This is a genomic window from Streptomyces sp. NPDC048258 (assembly GCF_043201995.1).
GTDB lineage: Bacteria > Actinomycetota > Actinomycetes > Streptomycetales > Streptomycetaceae > Streptomyces.
The window spans coordinates 203,805-222,790 of the sequence record NZ_JBICZH010000014.1; the positions used below are offsets into that span (position 1 = coordinate 203,805).

Consider the following 18,986-nt stretch of genomic DNA (forward strand, 5'->3'; position numbering starts at 1 on the left):
GCGCCCCGCCCCCCCCCCCCCGCCCCCCGCCCCCCCCCCCCCCCCCCCCCCCCCCCCGCCCCCCCCCCCCCCCGCGCCCCCCCCCCCCCCCGCCCCCCACCAGCGGTTTCTGCCAGTGCTGGCCTCCCCACTGGGAGGTGTAGGCCGGATCGACCGCGACGATGGCAAGACCGTGTTCGGCGGCCATCGACACGAGTCGGGCTTTGATCTTGCCGGTCGGGATACCGGAGATGACCTGCCGGAACCGTTTCCTGCGGCCGTGCTTCTCCCGTGTCTTCTCGGCGGTGAAATCGAGGTCTTCGATCGCGATGGCCTTCCCGCTTGCGGCTCGCCCAGGTGTCGGTGCTGTGATCGGGACCGTCCGCGCAACGCTGCCTGAGGTCACGGGATGCGAGCCTGCCCTGATGCTCGCCAACAGCCCGGAGGACCTCCTGATCCTCTGGGGTGAGGTGCTTGAGGCGGTCGCGTATCGCCACACCAGAGGGACCGAGCGCCACAAACGAAGGGGCGATGGCGCGTAACTTCCCGGTCGGCTCAGCCATCGTTGGCCGCTGCCTCCAACGCCCTGCGCGCCCGGTTCTTCGCGGAGCGGTGTCCGTACACGCGGGCACAGAACGCGGTCAGCACCTCGACCATGTCAGCGGCCAGGTCGTCTTCGGCCCCGCCGTCATCCAGAACGACCAGGCGGCGGCCCGTCGCGAAGAGGGCCGCCTCGATGAGTTCGACGTTCACCAGCCCGAGCCGGTCCTTGTGCTCCACCACCACGGTCGTGACATCCGGATCGGCCAACAGGCGACGCGCCTTGGCACGGGAGCCGTTCATCCCGGAGGCAACCTCGGATTCGATCCGCACCACCCGATGCCCGGCCTTCTCCGCCCACGCCGACAACCGGGCCGTCTGACGCTCCAGATCCGGCTCCTGACCGGGAGAGGAAACACGGGCATACAGGCCGACACCACCGACCACGCCTGGGACGGTGTCGGCCTCCACGTTCACCAGAATCGTGCGCGGCCCGACACGCTCAGCCGGAACCGGCAAATTGCCCTCACGGAACCAGCGATACGCGGTCTGCGGATGCACACCCTGCGCCTTCGCCCACTCCTTGAGGTTCATACACCTGACTAACAACACGCACCAAAGCGCACTATCACTCACAAGGGTGAACCAAGGAACCAGTAGCCCCCAACTCCTCAGAAGAAGCGCCCTTGCTCACGTTCGGCCGGCCCTCCTTCAAGCGACGGAGCCGATCCGGCCGATCACCGTGGTCGAGGTGGCCTGGAGGTCGGGGTGGATCGGGATGTGCGCCCCGGTCAGGGCGGCGCCGGTGCCGCCGCGGCGGTTGGCGACGATCTCGGCGGCGATGGACAGCGCGGTCTCCTCCGGGGAGCGGGCGCCGAGGTCCAGGCCGATCGGGGAGCGCAGCCGGGCCAGTTCGAGCTCGGTCACGCCGACCGCGCGGAGCCGCTCGTTGCGGTCCTCGTGGGTGCGGCGGGAGCCCATGGCGCCGACGTAGGCGACGGGGAGCCGGAGGGCCAGTTCGAGGAGCGGCACGTCGAACTTGGCGTCGTGCGTGAGCACGCACAGGACGGTCCGGCCGTCGACGGCGGTGGTCTCCAGGTAGCGGTGCGGCCAGTCGACGACGATCTCGTCCGCCTCGGGGAAACGGGTCTTCGTCGCGAATATCGGCCGCGCGTCGCACACCGTGACCCGGTAGCCGAGGAACTTGCCGATGCGCACGAGGGCGGAGGCGAAGTCGATGGCACCGAAGACGATCATGCGCGGGGGCGGGACGCTGGACTCGACCAGCACCTTGAGCGGCTCTCCGCAGAGCCGGCCGTCGGCGCCCATCTCCAGCACGCCGGTCCGGCCGGCGTCGAGCATGGCGCGGGCCTCTTCGGCGATGGTGCGGTCCAGCTCGGGGTGGCCTCCGAAGCCGCCCTCGAAGGGGCCTTCGGCGCGGACGAGCACCGCGCGGCCCATCAGCTCGGCCGGTCCCTCGGCGATCCGGGCGACCGCCGCCGCCTCCCCACGAGCGGCGGCGGCCAGGCCGGCCGCGAACACCTCCCGTACGGGAGAGCCCACGGGGACCGGGGTCACGAGGACGTCGATGATGCCGCCGCAGGTCAGGCCCACGGAGAAGGCATCGTCGTCGCTGTAGCCGAAGCGCTCCTGGACGGTCTCGCCGTCTTCCAGCGCCTGCCGGCACAGCTCGTACACCGCGCCCTCCACGCATCCGCCGGACACCGAGCCGATGGCCGTGCCCTCGCCGTCGACGGCGAGTGCGGCCCCGGGCTGCCTGGGCGCGCTCCCGCCGACCGCCACGACCGTGGCGACGGCGAAGTCACGTCCCTGCTCGACCCACCGGTTCAGTTCTTCGGCGATGTCCAGCATGTGCGGCCTCCTCGGAGAGGTTCGGGTTCCAGTATCGGATACGTGGAGTGCGCGGTTCTTCGTACGGATCAGGCGCTACGGATCAGGTAGGACCTGACCTGTGCGGCCGGGGTCAGCCGACCCCGAGCCAGCCCTCGATCGGGTGGAGCGAGAAGAAGACCAGGAAGATTCCGGTCAGCGCCCACATGAAGCCGCCGATCTCGCGGGCCTTGCCCTGAGCGATCTTGATGGCGACGTAGGAGATGACACCCGCGGCGACACCGGCGGTGATCGAGTAGGTGAACGGCATGATCACGACGGTCAGGAAGACCGGGATCGAGGTCGAGCTGTCGGCCCAGTCCACGTGGCGCGCGTTCTGCATCATCATCGCGCCGATGACGACCAGGGCCGCGGAGGCGACCTCACCCGGGACGATCTGGGTGATCGGGGTGAAGAAGAGGCAGGCGGCGAAGAACAGGCCGGTGACGACGGAGGCGAGGCCTGTGCGGGCTCCCTCACCGACGCCGGTCGCGGACTCGACGAACACGGTCTGGCCGGAGCCGCCCGCGACGCCACCGATGGCGCCACCGGCGCCGTCGATGAACAGGGCCTTGGACAGGCCCGGCATGCGGCCCTTGTCGTCGGCCAGCTTGGCCTCGGTGCCGACGCCGATGATGGTGGCCATGGCGTCGAAGAAGCCGGCGAGCACCAGGGTGAAGACGATCATGCCGACCGTCATGTAGCCGACGTCGCCCCAGCCGCCGAAGGAGACGTCGCCGAAGAGCGAGAAGTCCGGCATCGAGACCGCGGAGCCGCTGAGCTCCGGCGGACCGTTCTTCCAGGCCTTCGGGTCGATGTCCACGATGAGGTTGATGATCGCGGCGAGGACGGTGCCACCGACGATGCCGATCAGGATCGCGCCGCGGACCTTGCGGGCCTGGAGCATGAAGATGGTGATCAGGGTGACGGCGAAGAGCAGCACGGGCCAGCCGGACAGCTCACCGGTCGCACCGAGCTGGACGGGGGGCATGAACTCCCCGCCGTTGCCGACGAACCCGGCCTTCACGAAGCCGATCAGGGCGACGAACAGGCCGATGCCCATGGTGATGGCGTGCTTCAGCGCGAGGGGGATGGCGTTCATGATCATCTCGCGGAGGCCGGTGACGACCAGGAGGCAGATCACGACGCCGTAGACCACGCACATGCCCATGGCCTGCGGCCAGGTCATCTGCGGGGCCACCTGCGAGGCGAGCACGCCGGACACGGAGAGGCCGGCGGCGAGGGCCAGCGGCACCTTGCCGACGAAGCCCATGAGGAGCGTGGTGACGGCCGCGGCGAAGGCGGTGGCGGTGATGATCGCCGACCCGTCCATCACGGTGCCCGCGACGTCCTTGCCCGAGAGGAGCAGGGGGTTGAGCAGGAGGATGTACGCCATGGCCATGAAGGTCGTGATACCGCCACGGACCTCGTTGCCGACGTTGGATCCTCTGTGCGTTATGTGAAAGTACCGATCGAGCCAAGAACGCCCGGCGGGGGTGCGAGAGCCGTCGCCGGCCTCTTCCGCGGTGGTCTTGGGCTCCACAGACGACTGGGTCATGGTGCCTAACTCCCAAGGTTCAAAGGGGCACCCGCATAAAGATTGGAGACGCGGGATTTGGGAAACTCCGTTGGCTGCACGACCCGGGGTGACGGCCCGAGGCGACGCGAAAGTTCTGCGTGTACTGCGGGTACTGCGGGGGTTACCGCTGGTATTCCGGTACTGCTGGGGGTGTTGCTGGGTGCAGGGGTACTGCCGGGTGAAGCGGACCGCGAGCGGTGCGGTACTTCGTACTCCGGGCGGTGCGATGTGAAGTGTGACGTTCCCATGTCGCACCACCCGGAGAGTCTGAGGGGGTCCGGGGGCCTCGCGGCCCCCGGACCACGCCGTCCTAGAGGGTGCCCGTGAGGGCTTCCGGACGGATCGGCGTCTTGTTGAGCTCCAGACCGGTCGCCTGCCGGATCGCCGCGAGGACGGCCGGGGTGGACGAGAGGGTCGGGGCCTCGCCCATACCGCGAAGGCCGTACGGCGCGTTCGGGTCGGCGAGCTCCAGGACGTCGACCGGGATGGTCGGGGTGTCCAGGATGGTCGGGATCAGGTAGTCCGTGAAGGAGGGGTTGCGCACCTTCGCGGTCTTCGGGTCCACGATGATCTCTTCCATGATCGCCACGCCGAGGCCCTGGGTGGTGCCACCCTGGATCTGGCCGACCACGGAGAGCATGTTGAGCGCCTTGCCGACGTCCTGGGCGGTCGCCAGCTCGACGACCTTGACCAGGCCGAGCTCGGTGTCCACCTCGACGACCGCGCGGTGCGCGGCGAAGGTGTACTGGACGTGCCCGTCGCCCTGGCCGGTCTCCAGGTCGAAGGCGACGGTCGGCCGGTGCCGGAACTCCAGCTCCAGGTCGATCGCGTCCTCGCCCTCCAGGATGTCGGCGATGTCCGCGAGGACCTCGCCGCCGTCGGTGACGACCTTGCCGCCTTCGAGCAGCAGCTCGGCCGTGGCCCACGCCGGGTGGTAGGAGCCGTTCTTGCGGCGCCCGATCTCCAGGACGGCCTCGCGCACGGCCTCACAGGTGTTCTTCACGGCGCCACCGGTCATGTACGTCTGCCGCGAGGCGGACGTGGAACCGGCGGAGCCGACCTGCGTGTCGGCCGGGTGGATGGTCACCTGCGTGACACCCAGCTCGGTACGGGCGATCTGGGTGTGAACGGTGACGCCGCCCTGGCCGACCTCCGCCATGGCCGTGTGGACCATCGCGACGGGCTCGCCGTTGATGACCTCCAGGCGCACGCGGGCGGTGGAGTAGTCGTCGAAGCCCTCGGAGAAGCCGACGTTCTTGATGCCGACCGCGTAGCCGACGCCGCGGACGACGCCCTCGCCGTGGGTGGTGTTGGAGAGGCCACCCGGCAGCGCGCGGACGTCCGCGCCCTCGCCGGCGGTCTCCCACTGGCGCTCCGGCGGCAGCGGGCGGGACTTGACCCGGCGCAGCAGCTCGGCGACCGGGGCCGGGGAGTCCACGACCTGGCCGGTGGGCATGATCGTGCCCATCTCCATGGCGTTCAGCTGGCGGAACTCGACCGGGTCCATGCCCAGCTTCGCCGCGAGCTTGTCCATCTGGGCCTCGTACGCGAAGCAGGCCTGGACGGCGCCGAAGCCGCGCATCGCGCCACAGGGCGGGTTGTTCGTGTAGAGCGCGATCGCCTCGATGTCGACGTCCTCCAGGACGTACGGACCCACCGAGAGGGACGACGCGTTGCCGACGACGGCCGGGGAGGCCGAGGCGTAGGCGCCACCGTCGAGGACGATCTTGCACTTCATGTGCGTGAGCTTGCCGTCCTTGGTGGCGCCGTGCTCGTAGTAGAGCTTCGCCGGGTGACGGTGCACGTGACCGAAGAAGGACTCGAACCGGTTGTAGACGATCTTGACCGGCTTGTTCGTGGCCAGCGCCAGGAGGCACGCGTGGATCTGCATCGAGATGTCCTCGCGGCCACCGAAGGCACCGCCGACGCCCGAGAGCGTCATGCGGACCTTCTCCGGCGGGAGGCCGAGGACCGGGGCGATCTGCTGGAGGTCCGAGTGCAGCCACTGGGTGGCTACGTACAGGTCGACGCCGCCGTCCTCGGACGGCACGGCCAGACCGGACTCCGGGCCGAGGAAGGCCTGGTCCTGCATGCCGAAGGTGTACTCGCCCTCGACGATGACGTCGGCGCGCTTGCGGGCCTCCTCCACGTTGCCGCGGATGATCGGCTGACGGTGCACGATGTTCGGGTGCGGGACGTGACCGATGTGGTGGTCGTCGCGGCCCTCGTGGATCAGCGGCGCGTCGGGGGCGAGGGCGGAGGCCTCGTCCGTGACGAGCGGCAGCTCGCGGTAGTCGATCTTGATCTTGGCGGCCGCGCGGCGGGCGGTCTCCGGGTGGTCGGCGGCCACGAGGGCGACCGGCTCACCGTGGTGACGTACCCGGCCGTTGGCGAGAACCGGGGTGTCCTGGATCTCGAGGCCGTAGTTCTTCATCTCGGCCGGCAGGTCGTCGTAGGTCAGCACCGAGTAGACGCCGGGCATCGCGAGCGCCTCGGAGATGTCGATGGAGACGATCTCGGCGTGGGCGACGGTGCTGCGCAGGGTCTGGCCCCACAGCATGTCCTCGTGCCACATGTCCGAGGAGTACGCGAACTCGCCGGTGACCTTGAGGGTGCCGTCCGGGCGGAGGATGGACTCTCCGATGCCGCCCTTGGTGTGCTTCTGCGTGACGTTGGTCGGCGTACCCGCCGGAACCGTGCGCGTGTTCTGAGCCATGGTCAGACCGCCTCTGCCTGACGGGCGGCCGCGAGGCGGACCGCGTCGAGGATCTTCTCGTAGCCCGTGCAGCGGCAGAGGTTGCCGGACAGGGCCTCGCGGATGTCCTGGTCGGACGGGGAGGAGTTCTCCTCCAGCAGCGCGTCGGCCTGGACCAGGAGGCCCGGGGTGCAGAAACCGCACTGGACGGCGCCGGCGTCGATGAACGCCTGCTGGATGTTGGAGAGCTCGACGCCCTCGCCGGTCTGCGAGTCGCCCGGCTTGGCCTGCCACTGCTTGGCCGCGTCCAGGGAGACGCCGCCCTTGCTGCCGCAGCCGCCGCCGGTGCCGCAGGCACCACCGTGGCCGTGCTCCTCGCGCTGCTTGGCGAACTCCGCCAGGCCCTCGACGGTCACGACGTCGCGACCCTCGACCTGGCCGGCGGCCACCAGACACGAACAGACCGGCACGCCGTCGAGACGGACGGTGCAGGAACCGCACTCGCCCTGCTCACAGGCGTTCTTCGAACCCGGCAGGCCCAGGCGCTCGCGCAGGACGTAGAGAAGGGACTCGCCCTCCCACACGTCGTCGGCTTCCTGCTGACGGCCGTTGACAGTGAAATTGACGCGCATGATTACGCAGCCCCTTCAAGCGAGCGGCCGTTGCCGGTACCGCGGTACTGCTCCCAGGTCCAGACGAGCTGGCGGCGAGCCATGATGCCAACCGCGTGACGGCGGTACTTCGCCGTGCCGCGGACGTCGTCGATCGGGTTGGCCGCGCCGGAGGCGAGGTCACCGAACTGCTTGGCGATCGACGGGGTGATGACCTTGCCGGACTCCCAGAAGCCGCCCTCTTCGAGCGCGGCGTTCAGGAACTCCTCGGCGGCCTTCGCACGGATCGGGGTCGGCGCCGCCGAACCGATGCCGGTGCGGACCGTGCGGGTCTCCGGGTGCAGTGCCAGACCGAACGCGCAGACCGCGATGACCATCGCGTTGCGGGAGCCGACCTTGGAGTACTGCTGGGGGCCGTCCGCCTTCTTGATGTGGACGGTCTTGATGAGCTCGTCGGCGGCGAGCGCGTTGCGCTTGACGCCGGTGTAGAACTCGTCGATCGGGATCAGGCGAGAGCCGCGTACGGACTCCACCTCGACCTCGGCTCCCGCCGCGAGGAGCGCGGGGTGGGAGTCGCCGGCCGGCGAGGCGCAACCGAGGTTGCCGCCGACGCCGCCGCGGTTGCGGATCTGCGGGGACGCGACCGTGTGCGAGGCGAGCGCGAGACCCGGAAGCTCCGTACGGAGGTTTTCCATGATCTGCGTGTACGGGACGGAGGCGCCCAGACGAACCACGTCCTCGCCGACCTCCCACTCCCGCAGCAGACCGATGCGGTTCAGGTCCAGAAGGTACTCCGGCCGACGGTGGTCGAAGTTGATCTCGACCATCACGTCGGTGCCACCCGCAATCGGCACAGCTGTGGGGAACTCGGCCTTAGCGGCGAGCGCCTCCTCCCAGCTGGCGGGGCGAAGGAAGTCCATGAGCGGCTCTCTTCTTCTTCATCGTGTCGTTCACTTCAAGCCAGGAGGCCGTGGGGCCCTCGACTGGTCGTTCACGTGCTGTTAACGCGGTGTGGAGTCAGTACACAAGCCGCGCGTCCCCCGGGTGCAGTCACCGAAACCATGAAGGAGTTGGCTGGCGGCCTCCCTCGTCTTGTAGATTCGTATGAAAGGCAGGATGCAACGACCTGCCCGATTTCCAACGGCAACATTCGAGACAGATCGGCGGCGACATCATGCGGCTGCGCGCACTGCTGGAAACCGAGGCGCTGGGGCTGCGGCTGCTGGGCGGCGAGGACGAACTCGACCGGACGGTGCGCGGGGTCATGACGACCGACCTGCGCGATCCCAGCCGATACCTCTCCGGGGGCGAACTCGTCCTCACTGGCCTGGCCTGGCGAAGGAATTCAGCCGACTCAGAGCCGTTCGTACGAATCCTCGCGAGCGCCGGCGTCGCCGGGCTCGCCGCGGGCGAGGCGGAGCTGGGAGACATCCCGGATGATCTGGTATCAGCCTGTCGGCGCAACCGGCTGCCGCTGTTCGCTGTGAACGAAGACATTGCATTCGCCACGATCACCGAGTACGTGGTGCGCCAGGTTTCCGGCGAGCGCGCGGGGGATCTCGCGGCCGTCGTCGACCGCCATCGCCGTCTGATGACCTCGGGCCCGGCGGGCGGTGGACCCGATGTGGTGCTGGATCTGCTCACCACCGACCTCGATCTCCGGGCCTGGGTGCTCTCGCCCACGGGCCGGCAGATCGCCGGGGCCGGCGAGCCGCTGGCACCGGGCATCTGCTCGGCGCTGGCGAGTGAGCACCTCGCGGCGGTCCGGACGGGCCGCAGGGGGCCGCACCGGATCTCCATTCAGGGTATTACCTACTCCCTTTTCCCGATCAGGGGACACGGCCGCGGAGCCGCTGGTCCGGCCTCCCGGGACGTGCGCGAGAGCGTGCTGTCGGACTGGCTGCTGGCCGTCGAGGCGGACGCCGGTGACTGGCCCGCCGAGCGCCTGGACCTGCTCCAGGGCGTGACCCAGCTGATCGCCGTCGAGCGGGACCGGCGCGACGCGGCCCGCACGGTGCGCCGCCGCCTCGCACAGGAGGTCCTCGAACTGGTCCAGACGGGTGCCCCGCCCGCCGAGATCGCCGCCCGCCTGCGGGTGGCGGCCCCCGTGCTGCTGCCCGGACTGGGCGCCGCGCCGCACTGGCAGGTCGTCGTGGCCCGGGTCGACTGGGACGGCGGGGACATCCCCGGCGGCCCGGTGGCCCAGTCGCTGCTGGAGGAGATCCTCGTCGACCCGTCCGTCTCGGGGCCGGAGCCCTCGGACCGGATCGCCGTCGCCCACGCCGGGGACGAGGCCATCGCCCTCGTGCCGCTGCCATCGCTGTCCGGGGAGGGCGGGGAGGAGAAGGGCCCCGACTCGGCCCTGCACGCCGACGAGCTGCTCACGGCCGTACGGGACCCCCTGCAGGCCGGTCTGGCGGACGACGGGCGCCTCACGCTCGGCGTCAGCGCGGCCGTGCACTCCGCCGAGGGGCTGCGCGGGGCGCTGGAGGAGGCCCGGCACGCCCGCCGGGTCGCCGCGGCCCGCCCGGGCCGCGTCTGCGCGGCGGGCCACCACGAGCTGGCCTCGCACGTGCTGCTGCTGCCGTTCGTGCCGGACGACGTGCGCCGCGCCTTCACGGCCCGGCTGCTGGACCCTCTGCGGGACTACGACCGGCGCCACCGCGCGGAGCTCATCCCGACGCTGGAGGCCTTCCTCGACTGCGACGGTTCCTGGACCCGCTGCGCGACGCGGCTGCACCTGCACGTCAACACCCTGCGCTACCGGGTAGGGCGAATCGAGCAGTTGACGGGACGTGACCTGTCCCGGCTGGAGGACAAGCTCGACTTCTTCCTGGCACTGCGCATGAGCTGAGAAGATCCACCCCCGCGGCCGCCGGGTCCGGCCCGGGGGTGGCTGATGATCCGTCCGGACTTTGTGAAAAGGTTCACCCGACCCCTTGGCCGGAGCCGCCGATCCGTGCTCTCATTTCGCCCCAGGGCTCAACGATGTGCTGCTTGATTGCTTTGGGGAGGGCAATGTGGCGGATACCGCCATGTCGGGTGCCGGATCTACCGGGGGAGACGACCCCCTCCAGCGGGCGATATGGCGGCTGCGCTCGCGCGGCTGTTGGACCGACGCGGCGGCGCTGCTGACGCCACACGTCGGCAAACCCGCCCATGCCGGAGCCGCTGTGCAGCGGACCGCGCTGCTGGTCGAGCGGTGCCTGTTCACGGGGCAGGGCTGGGCCGAGGCCGAGGACGCGCTGCGGATCGCCGAGGCGGTGGCGCGGGACGACGACGACCGGGGCGCGGCCGCGTGCGAACGGGGTCACCTGGCCTACGCGGCCACCGTGCTCGGCGTCCGCGACCGGGCCGACGAGGCCCGTTCGGCGCTGGGCCGGGCGGCGGCCCTGCTGTCTCCCGGCTCCCGGACCCGCCCGCTGCTGGACTTCCGTCGCGGCCTGGTGGCCGAGCACCTGGCGGACGCCCCGCAGTCGGCCCGTCCGGCCTACCACCGGGCCCACGCCGGAGCGGTGGTCCACGGGGACACGCTGCTGCTGTCCTTCACCTGGCGGCACCTGGCGGCGCTGGCCCTGCGGGACGGCGAGGTCGCGGAGGCGCGCAAGGGGTTCCTGGAGTCCCTGCGGATCCGGGAGGAACTGGGCTTCCTGATCGGCACGGCCCCGGCGCTGGCCGCCCTGGCCGAGGCCGAGCCGGAACCCGAGGCGGCCCGCCTCCGCGCGGAGGCCCGCCGCCTCTTCCACCTCCTGGGCGGCATCCCCACCTGGCTGGCGGACCAACTCCAACCGTCCCCCTCCCCCGCCACCTCGCCTGCGGCGTAGCCCCGCACCAAGCGGGACTCAACGACCTGGGGCTCCGCCCCAGACCCCGCGCCTCAAACGCCGGCGAGGCTGAAATTGCCCTGCGGGCAACCCAGCCCGCGCCAGGCAGGCAGCACCAGCCGAAATCCAGCCCCGCCGGCGTTTGAGGCGCTGGGGGTCCCCCCGGACGGAGTCTGGGGGAGGGTCCGGGGGCGAAGCCGCCCGGCAACGGCGCCGCACGCTTCGAACCCCGCCGGCTATTGAGGCATGGGGGTCGGAGAGTAGAGCTCCCGGCAGCCAACCAGCCCCGCCGGCGTTTGAGGCGCGGGGGTCCGGGGCGGAGCTCCCGGCAGCGGCGCCGCACCGGGCCACGGCGGACGGGCCGGAGGGTCAGAGGGCGGAGCCCGCGAAGTGTTCGCGCACGAGGGACTCCACCACCGGGAGGTCACCGGCGATCAGGGCCTCCAGCAGCGCCGCGTGCTCCGCCGCATCGGCGACGAGATCCGCCCGCCGCACCCGCGGAGCACCCGGCAGGGGCCACTGCGCCCGCCGATGGAGCTCCTCGGCCACCTGGACCAGCTGCTCGTTGCCGGCCAGCGCGAGCACCTCGCGGTGGAAGGCCCGGTCCGCCTCCGCGTAACCCGGCACGTCGCCCGCCGCCGCCGCCTCCGCCGTCGCGGCGGCCGCCGGCCGCAGCGCCTCCCACGTCTCCGCGGGCACCCCACGGGCCAGCCGCAGCATCACGGGGACCTCGAGCAGGGCCCGTACCTCGGCCAGCTCGGCCAGCTCGCGCGGAGTGTGCGACAGGACGCGGAAGCCGCGGTTCGGGAGGCATTCCACCGCCCCCTCCAGCGCCAGCTGCTGCATCGCCTCGCGTACAGGGGTCGCGGAGACCCCGAAGCGCTCCCCCAGCGCCGGCCCGGAGTAGATCTCGCCCGGCACCAGCTCGCCCTCGACCAGCGCCGCGCGCAGGGCGTCGAGGATCTGCCCGCGCACCGAATGGCGTAGCACCTTCCGGGCGGTTTTCTGCGCCGGAATCGACGGCACGCGGTCCTCCTACAGGTCTCGACCTGTTCTGAGGATACGACCTGATCGCGATCGGGTAAGGTAAGGCTAACCTGTTAACGATCGCGCGATTCGGTGGTCCGTCATGACCGTCACGGCCGTACCCCCCACCCCGGACGTCACGTCCGCCCCGCCCGGCTCCGCGGTGGCGGACGCGTACGCCCGTCTGGCGGAGGCGTTCGCCGGGCTGAGGGTCGCCGAACGGGCCGCGCACGAGGACCCGCCCAGCGGTGTGGGCTGGGTCGGCGCGGACGAGCTCGCGGCGGGCGGACCGGCCCTGGACACCTTCCTCGCCTGGGACGAAGCCCAGGTGCTGCGGGACTACGGGCGCCAGGCCCGGCCCGATGTGGTCGCGAGCTTCGGGCTGCACCGGTACGCGTGGCCGGCCTGCCTGCTGATCACCGTCCCCTGGTTCCTGCACCGGCGGGTGCCCCGGCTCCCGGCCTCCGAGGTGGCCTTCCACCGGACGCTGGGCCGGATGACCGTGCGGGTCGAAAGCTTCGCCTGCCTGCCGGACGACCCGGCGGCCGCTCTCCCGGGGGCCCGTGTCGTGCCCGGCGAGGAGGCGCTGCGCGATGAGGTGCGGGCTGCGGTGGCCCAGCACCTCGGCCCCGTGCTGGAAGGTTTCGGCCCGCGCATGCGGCGCGGCCGCCGCGCCCTGTGGGGCATGGTGACCGACGAGGTCGTCGAGAGCCTCTGGTACGTCGGCCACCTGCTCGGCGAGGAGCAGCGGGCCATGGCCGAGCTGGAGGCCCTCCTGCCCGGCTCGACCGCCCCGTACACCGGGGGCGCGGGATTCCGTACCCTCACCGGCCCGGACGGCACGGAGCTGCCCACGCGGGACCGGGCCAGCTGCTGCCTCTTCTACACGATCCGGCCGGACGACACCTGCGTCACCTGCCCCCGTACCTGCGACGCGGACCGCGTCGCCCTCACCGCGGCCGCCACTGCCTGAACCCACCCGCAGGGGTGACCATAATCGAACTCAACTCGGCTCGTACGGGCGTCAGTTCGAAGAACAACACCCTATCCGGCGGGCCCCGCCCCCCGATGGCGTCCACTTGCCCCGAATCCCGCGTGCACGGCCGGCCGGCTGCGCCACTATGGCGCCCGGAAGCCGCACAGCCGCAGACGCGAGGCAAGGAAATCCGCATGAGACTGACCGACATATCGCTGGACTGGCTGCTGCCCGGCAGCCTGCTGATCCTGGGCGTACTTGCGGCAGTTGCGGTACTGGCCCGGGGCAAGCGCGAGAGCGAGAAGGCCCCGGCCGAGGACAGCTGGGAGCGCAGCGAGGAGCGCCGCAGGCGCAAGGAAGCCGTCTACGGGACCGCCTCGTACGTCCTGCTCTTCTGCTGCGCGGCGGTCGCCGCCGCGCTCTCGTTCCACGGGCTGGTCGGCTTCGGCCGGCAGAACCTCAACCTCTCCGGAGGGTGGGAGTACCTGGTCCCCTTCGGGCTCGACGGCGCGGCCATGTTCTGCTCGGTGCTCGCCGTCCGCGAGGCCAGCCACGGCGACGCGGCCCTCGGCTCGCGCATGCTGGTCTGGCTGTTCGCGGGCGCGGCAGCCTGGTTCAACTGGGTGCACGCGCCGCGCGGGATGGGCCACGACGGGGCCCCGCAGTTCTTCGCCGGCATGTCGCTCTCGGCGGCCGTCCTCTTCGACCGGGCCCTCAAGCAGACCCGCCGGGCGGCGCTGCGCGAACAGGGTCTGATCCCCCGGCCGCTGCCGCAGATCCGCATGGTCCGCTGGCTGCGGGCGCCCCGGGAGACCTTCGGCGCGTGGTCGCTCATGCTGCTGGAGGGGGTGCGCACCCTCGACGAGGCCGTGGACGAGGTGCGCGAGGACAAGAAGGAGAAGGAGAACGACCGGCACCGCCGGCGGGAGCAGCACCGCCTGGACCGCGCGCACATCAGGGCGCTGGGCCGGCAGAACAGGGCGTTCGGGCGGGCACGCGCCCGCGAGGGCGACATGCCGGGGCTCGCCCCCGGAACGGGCTCCGCGCCGGTCGGCGCGGAGCCGGCCATACCGGAACGGGACCAACTGCCATCACTGCGCCGAAGGCCCTCCCTGCAGGCCGTCAACGCAACCGAGTCCCTTGAGGTGACCGGTCCCCGGACGGTGGACCTCACCGCCGAGGACGACACCCAGACGATCCCCCGGCTCGACTCACTGGAGCGCAAACTGAAGGACCTGGAGCAGCAGTTCGGCTGATGGGTCCTGCACCGGAACATCCGGTGGGAACCCCGGAGGGCTCGCCTTTTCTCAGGCGAGCCCTCCGTCCAGTTCGAACCAGACCACCTTGCCGCGGCCCGGTTCCACCACGTCCACGCCCCACGCGTCGGCGAGCGCCTGCACCAGCATCAGCCCCCGGCCGTGCGTACCGTCGTCGGCGGTCGGTACGTACGGCAGGGGCCGGCGGGAGGCGTAGTCCCGGACCTCCACCCGTAACCGGGTGGCGGCGAGGCTCGCGGACACCTCCGCGCCCTGCTCGGTGTGGACGAGGGCGTTGGTGACGAGTTCGGTGACCAGGAGTTCGGCCACCTCCGCGCTGTCGGTCCGGTACCGGTGGCGCATCAACTCCCGGAGCGCCCGCCGGATTTCCCCCACGGCCTTCAGATCCGCCCGGCGCACGCTCCGGGTGATCTCCACCCCCTCCACCGCTCCCCCGTCCTCGACCGACGGTTCGCGCGGTACGGGCCGGCCCCTCCTCCACGGCTTCCCTGTCTTCGCCCCCACCCGCACGGCGATGTCCCTCCCGTGTCCACTGCTCTCGAACAGGTCTACGGGATGCATGCCCCCCGGGCGGTTCCGCACTCCTGCGGGCTTATGGGCGCGGTACGTTGCGGAGGTTGGATCGAGCCATCTGGATCATCCGGCCCACCCCGCCGTCCAGCACGATCTTGCTGGCGGAAAGTGCGAATCCGGTCACCATCTCGGCGCTGATCCTCGGCGGAATCGACAGGGCGTTGGGGTCGGTCACCACGTCCACCAGAGCAGGTCCCCGGTGCTTGAACGCGTCCTTCAAAGCCCCTGTGAGCTGCTTGGGCTTCTCCACGCGGACCCCGTAGGCGCCCGCCGCGCGGGCGATGGCGGCGAAGTCGGGGTTCTTGTTCGTCGTCCCGTAGGAGGGCAGGCCGGAAACCAGCATCTCCAACTCGACCATACCGAGGGATGAGTTGTTGAAGAGGACCACTTTGACGGGTAGGTCGTACTGCACCAGGGTGAGGAAATCTCCCATCAGCATCGAGAAACCGCCGTCGCCCGACAGCGACACCACTTGACGGTTCCGGTCGGTGAACTGTGCGCCGATGGCCTGCGGGAGGGCGTTGGCCATGGAGCCGTGACTGAAGGAGCCGATGATGCGCCGCTTGCCGTTCGGGGAAAGATAGCGCGCGGCCCACACATTGCACATGCCGGTGTCGACGGTGAACACGGCGTCCTCGTCGGCAAGTTCGTCGAGCACCGAGGCCACGTACTCGGGATGGATGGGCGTGTGCTTCTCCACCTTGCGCGTGTAGGCCTTGACCACGCCCTCCAGCGCGTCCGCGTGCTTCTTCAGCATCCGGTCCAGGAAGCGGCGGTCCGTCTTGACCTTCACCCGGGCGTTCAGGGCGCGCAGGGTCTCCCGTACGTCCCCCCAGACCGCGAGGTCCAACTGGGAGCGGCGGCCGAGGTGTTCGGGCCGGATGTCCACCTGGACGATCTTCACGTCGTCGGGGAGGAAGGCGTTGTACGGGAAGTCCGTGCCGAGCAGGATCAGCAGGTCGCACTCGTGGGTCGCCTCGTAGGCCGCGCCGTAGCCGAGGAGCCCGCTCATACCGACGTCGTACGGATTGTCGTACTGGATCCACTCCTTGCCGCGCAGGGCGTGCCCGATGGGCGCCTTGACCCGGCCGGCGAACTCCATCACCTCCGCGTGCGCCCCGGCGGTGCCGCTGCCGCAGAAGAGCGTGACCTTGTCGGCCTCGTCGACGAGGCGGACCAGCTTCTCGATCTCGCCGTCGCCGGGGCGTACGGAGGGCCGGGCGGTGACGAGGGCGTGCTCCACCGTCTTCTCCGGAGCGGGCTCGGCGGCGATGTCTCCGGGCAGCGCGACCACGCCGACGCCGCTGCGGCCGATGGCGTGCTGGATGGCGGTCTGGAGCACGCGGGGCATCTGCCGGGGGTTGGAGATCAGCTCGCTGTAGTGGCTGCACTCGGTGAACAGCCGGTCGGGGTGGGTCTCCTGGAAGTAGCCGAGGCCGATCTCCGAGGAGGGGATGTGGGAGGCGAGCGCGAGGACCGGGGCCATCGAGCGGTGGGCGTCGTACAGGCCGTTGATCAGGTGCAGGTTGCCCGGGCCGCAGGAGCCCGCGCAGGCGGCGAGACGGCCGGTGATCTGGGCCTCGGCGCCGGCCGCGAAGGCGGCCGCCTCCTCGTGGCGGACCTGGATCCAGTCGATGTCACCTGTCCGGCGGATCGCGTCCACCACGGGGTTGAGGCTGTCGCCGACGACCCCGTACATCCTGCGGACGCCGGCGCGCACGAGGATGTCGACGAGCTGCTCTGCCACGTTCTGCTTGGCCATGGGGGAGGCACCCTTCGCGGTCTCCGGTCCGGTCCCGTCCGGTTCTCCGTTGCGTGTGCCTCCCATCCAGCCATGTGTGCGCCGGTTACGCCTCCCAGACTGCGGCGGCCGTGCGGTCGTCGGCGTAGCCCTTGAGGCGGAGCTGGGTGTCGGCGAGGAACGCGGCGAGCCCGGGCGGTTCCGGGTCGGCCCAGCGCGCGGCGAGCTCGGCCGCGAGGACCGCCTCCTCCCGCATCGGCTCGGCCAGACCGCCGGAGCACAGCAGCAGGGTGTCGCCCGGGCGGGCCACGGACGCGCGGAACCGGAAGCCGCCGTCGGCGGGCTCGGCGGCTTCGGCGGTCTCGGGCGGCCGGACGGTCCCGGCCGCCGGTTCCAGGTCCTGCCACGCCCCGGCCCGGAGCCGGAACAGCCCGCCCGCGCCCGCGCCGAAGCACACCCGGGTCCGGCATTCGGGGTCCACCGGGAGCAGCAGCCCGCGCACTCCGGCGGTGTACGCCTCCTCGGCGAGCCCCAGCTCGGCGGCGCGGGCCCGCAGCCGCCCGTACCCCCGGTCGGTGAGGCGCTGGAGGCCGGAGCGCAGGGCGTCGCGGCGCCCGGCCCGGATGTCGTCGCCCAGCCGCTCCTGGCTGCGCCCGACGGCCGCCGCGATGGTCCGGCAGAGCTCGGCGGCGGCCTCGGCGGCTCCGGGGGCGGACCGGTCGCCGCCCGCGAGGGCCACCAGGACCAGGGCGTCGTCGCCGCCGCCGAAGCGGGCGGTGAGCAGGAAGTCCCGGCGGGCCTCGCCGCGGAAGCGGGCGGAGTCGCCGCGCAGGGAGGCGGCGCGCAGGGTGTACGTGCCGTAGCGGGCGCCCTCCAGGACGGTGTCGGCGGTCAGCCCGTCGAGTGCGGCCGGGTCGGCGGGCGGAAGCGCGCCGGGCTCGGCGGCGTACGTGGGCGCGCGGTCGCCGAGGTGACGCACCTCGGCCCGCCGGTCCGGCTCCGCCGGCTCAGCTGCGGGTGCGGGTCCGGGCTGCGGCACGTCCCGGCGCCGGGCGGGCAGCCCGGGCGGCTGCACCGGCGGTACGTCCACGTCCCCGAGGACGTACCCGGTGACACCCCCGGCCCGCGGATCCCGCGGGGGCACGGGCGGGAGGACCGCTTGCTGCTCCGCGGCCGACCGCGGCCCGGGAAGCAGCCCCGGCCCCGGCCGGTCGGCTCCGGGGTCCGGGGCCGGCCCCGGACCCTGAGGTGCGGCCTGCGGCGGACCGGCCTCCGGGACCGTGCGCGGGGGCGGAACCTGAAGCGGGGCCTGCGCCGGCCCCTCCGGGGGCGGCAGCGGGGCCTCCGCCGGCTCCGCCGGGGCGAACTCCCCCGGCGGCGGCACGGCCGGGGACGGCCCGGCCGCGGACCAGGCCCCCACGGGCGGAGCCGCGTGCGACGGTCGCACCGGCAGTCCCGCGTCCTGGCCCGGTGCCTGGTCCGTGCCCGGAAGCGGGGGCTGCGGCGGCGCCGGTACGCCGGACTCGACCGGCGGAACCGTGCTCTGCGACGGCGCCGAATCCCACGGCGGAGCCAGGGACGGCGGCGGAGCCGGGGACTTCGGCGGAGCCGCATGGGCGGGCCCGGCCGGAAGCGGGGGCTGCTGCGGCGCCGGTACGCCGGACTCCCCCGGCGGAACCGTGCTCTGCGACGGCGCCTGCGCCTGCGCCGAATCCCACGGCGGAGCCGGGGACGGCGGCGGAGCCGCATGGGCGGGCCCGGCCGGAAGTGGGGGCTGCTGCGGCGCCGGTACGCCGGACTCCCCCGGCGGAGCCGTGCTCTGCGACGGCGCCTGCGCTGGGGCAGAATCCCACGGCGGAGCCGGGGACGGCGGAGCCGCGTGGGCGGGTCCGTCCGGAAGCGAGGGCTGCGGCGGCGGTGGTGCGGCGGACTCCAGTGGCGGAGCCGGGGGTGGGGCGGGCGGCCAGCCCGGCGGGGGTGGGGGCGGCGAACGGCGGGGGCCCGGGAGCAGCGGCTCCCCGGCGGGCGGGGCGGGCGCGGCGGGCGGTGGCGCCGGCGGGCGCTCGGGCACCGGCTCGCGGCCCGGCGGCGCCGGAACCGATCCCGGTCCCGGGTCCGTCGTCAGGACCGACGCCGAGCGGAAGCGGTTGTCCAGGGTGTCCCCCGGGTCGGCTTCCGGGACCGCGTCCGGGTCCTCGTAGAGCTTCTGCCACCAGTCGTCCGCGCCCGCGCCCTGCTGACTCATGCCCTCATTCTCGGCCTCCCGCACGGGCGG

Annotated in this window: 14 protein-coding genes and 1 pseudogene; 4 read left to right on the top strand and 11 right to left on the bottom strand. The window is 72.1% G+C overall.

Features of this window, described 5'->3' with window-relative positions; translation table 11 throughout:
- Positions 1-92: 92 nt before the first annotated feature.
- The 7 genes and pseudogenes from ACGFYQ_RS28670 to ACGFYQ_RS28700 all read right to left on the bottom strand — a co-directional run.
- Positions 93-316 (bottom strand): annotated as a pseudogene (locus ACGFYQ_RS28670) (IS200/IS605 family accessory protein TnpB-related protein); the annotation flags it as partial.
- A gap of 218 nt (positions 317-534) precedes the next feature.
- Positions 535-1,113, bottom strand: a complete 579-nt coding sequence (locus ACGFYQ_RS28675; protein ID WP_393748791.1) for an IS607 family transposase — start codon at positions 1,111-1,113, stop codon at positions 535-537.
- Positions 1,114-1,230: 117 nt separating this feature from the next.
- Positions 1,231-2,391 carry an XdhC family protein gene (locus tag ACGFYQ_RS28680; RefSeq protein ID WP_393748793.1) on the bottom strand — a complete coding sequence of 387 codons (1,161 nt, stop codon included), beginning with the start codon at positions 2,389-2,391 and terminating at the stop codon, positions 1,231-1,233.
- 112 nt (positions 2,392-2,503) lie between these two features.
- Positions 2,504-3,967, bottom strand: coding sequence for an NCS2 family permease (locus ACGFYQ_RS28685; protein WP_215146377.1), 1,464 nt, complete (start codon positions 3,965-3,967; stop codon positions 2,504-2,506).
- Positions 3,968-4,298: 331 nt separating this feature from the next.
- Positions 4,299-6,704 carry a xanthine dehydrogenase subunit D gene (gene pucD / locus ACGFYQ_RS28690; RefSeq protein ID WP_393748795.1) on the bottom strand — a complete coding sequence of 802 codons (2,406 nt, stop codon included), beginning with the start codon at positions 6,702-6,704 and terminating at the stop codon, positions 4,299-4,301.
- Positions 6,705-6,706: 2 nt separating this feature from the next.
- Complete coding sequence (locus ACGFYQ_RS28695; protein ID WP_393748797.1) at positions 6,707-7,315, bottom strand: (2Fe-2S)-binding protein; 609 nt, start codon at positions 7,313-7,315, stop codon at positions 6,707-6,709.
- Between the two features lie 2 nt (positions 7,316-7,317).
- Positions 7,318-8,214 carry a xanthine dehydrogenase family protein subunit M gene (locus tag ACGFYQ_RS28700; RefSeq protein WP_031151493.1) on the bottom strand — a complete coding sequence of 299 codons (897 nt, stop codon included), beginning with the start codon at positions 8,212-8,214 and terminating at the stop codon, positions 7,318-7,320.
- 254 nt (positions 8,215-8,468) lie between these two features.
- Between ACGFYQ_RS28700 and ACGFYQ_RS28705 the strand changes: the two genes are divergently transcribed.
- Both ACGFYQ_RS28705 and ACGFYQ_RS28710 read left to right on the top strand, forming a co-directional pair.
- Positions 8,469-10,148 (top strand): PucR family transcriptional regulator, encoded by a 1,680-nt coding sequence (locus ACGFYQ_RS28705; RefSeq protein ID WP_393748800.1) that lies wholly within the window; start codon positions 8,469-8,471, stop codon positions 10,146-10,148.
- A gap of 166 nt (positions 10,149-10,314) precedes the next feature.
- On the top strand, positions 10,315-11,118 hold the full coding sequence (locus ACGFYQ_RS28710; RefSeq protein ID WP_393748802.1) for a hypothetical protein: 804 nt from the start codon (positions 10,315-10,317) through the stop codon (positions 11,116-11,118).
- Between the two features lie 369 nt (positions 11,119-11,487).
- Here ACGFYQ_RS28710 and ACGFYQ_RS28715 read toward each other — a convergent pair whose 3' ends face one another.
- A complete protein-coding gene (locus ACGFYQ_RS28715) occupies positions 11,488-12,144 on the bottom strand; it encodes a GntR family transcriptional regulator (RefSeq protein ID WP_393748804.1) in 657 nt (218 codons plus the stop codon).
- A 103-nt stretch (positions 12,145-12,247) separates the two neighbouring features.
- On the opposite strand from ACGFYQ_RS28715, the gene ACGFYQ_RS28720 reads away from it, so the two are divergent.
- Complete coding sequence (locus ACGFYQ_RS28720) at positions 12,248-13,117, top strand: (2Fe-2S)-binding protein (protein ID WP_393748806.1); 870 nt, start codon at positions 12,248-12,250, stop codon at positions 13,115-13,117.
- A gap of 197 nt (positions 13,118-13,314) precedes the next feature.
- Positions 13,315-14,376 carry a DUF2637 domain-containing protein gene (locus tag ACGFYQ_RS28725; protein ID WP_393748808.1) on the top strand — a complete coding sequence of 354 codons (1,062 nt, stop codon included), beginning with the start codon at positions 13,315-13,317 and terminating at the stop codon, positions 14,374-14,376.
- Between the two features lie 51 nt (positions 14,377-14,427).
- On the opposite strand, the gene ACGFYQ_RS28730 is transcribed toward ACGFYQ_RS28725, so the two are convergent.
- From ACGFYQ_RS28730 to ACGFYQ_RS28740, 3 genes are all read right to left on the bottom strand, one after another.
- Positions 14,428-14,814, bottom strand: a complete 387-nt coding sequence (locus ACGFYQ_RS28730; RefSeq protein WP_393748810.1) for an ATP-binding protein — start codon at positions 14,812-14,814, stop codon at positions 14,428-14,430.
- A 175-nt stretch (positions 14,815-14,989) separates the two neighbouring features.
- Positions 14,990-16,732: a pyruvate dehydrogenase gene (locus ACGFYQ_RS28735; protein WP_393748812.1), complete on the bottom strand. Its 1,743-nt coding sequence runs from the start codon at positions 16,730-16,732 to the stop codon at positions 14,990-14,992.
- 85 nt (positions 16,733-16,817) lie between these two features.
- Positions 16,818-18,956: a protein phosphatase 2C domain-containing protein gene (locus tag ACGFYQ_RS28740; RefSeq protein WP_393748814.1), complete on the bottom strand. Its 2,139-nt coding sequence runs from the start codon at positions 18,954-18,956 to the stop codon at positions 16,818-16,820.
- Positions 18,957-18,986 lie beyond the last annotated feature (30 nt).

Coding starts and splice junctions, on each gene's coding strand:
- pucD (WP_393748795.1), bottom strand. CDS start 6,704: ATGGCTCAGAACACGCGCACGGTTCCGGCGGGTACGCCGACCAACGTC.
- ACGFYQ_RS28695 (WP_393748797.1), bottom strand. CDS start 7,315: ATGCGCGTCAATTTCACTGTCAACGGCCGTCAGCAGGAAGCCGACGAC.
- ACGFYQ_RS28725 (WP_393748808.1), top strand. CDS start 13,315: ATGAGACTGACCGACATATCGCTGGACTGGCTGCTGCCCGGCAGCCTG.
- ACGFYQ_RS28675 (WP_393748791.1), bottom strand. CDS start 1,113: ATGAACCTCAAGGAGTGGGCGAAGGCGCAGGGTGTGCATCCGCAGACC.
- ACGFYQ_RS28700 (WP_031151493.1), bottom strand. CDS start 8,214: ATGGACTTCCTTCGCCCCGCCAGCTGGGAGGAGGCGCTCGCCGCTAAG.
- ACGFYQ_RS28685 (WP_215146377.1), bottom strand. CDS start 3,967: ATGACCCAGTCGTCTGTGGAGCCCAAGACCACCGCGGAAGAGGCCGGC.
- ACGFYQ_RS28720 (WP_393748806.1), top strand. CDS start 12,248: ATGACCGTCACGGCCGTACCCCCCACCCCGGACGTCACGTCCGCCCCG.
- ACGFYQ_RS28740 (WP_393748814.1), bottom strand. CDS start 18,956: ATGAGTCAGCAGGGCGCGGGCGCGGACGACTGGTGGCAGAAGCTCTAC.
- ACGFYQ_RS28735 (WP_393748812.1), bottom strand. CDS start 16,732: ATGGCCAAGCAGAACGTGGCAGAGCAGCTCGTCGACATCCTCGTGCGC.
- ACGFYQ_RS28680 (WP_393748793.1), bottom strand. CDS start 2,391: ATGCTGGACATCGCCGAAGAACTGAACCGGTGGGTCGAGCAGGGACGT.
- ACGFYQ_RS28705 (WP_393748800.1), top strand. CDS start 8,469: ATGCGGCTGCGCGCACTGCTGGAAACCGAGGCGCTGGGGCTGCGGCTG.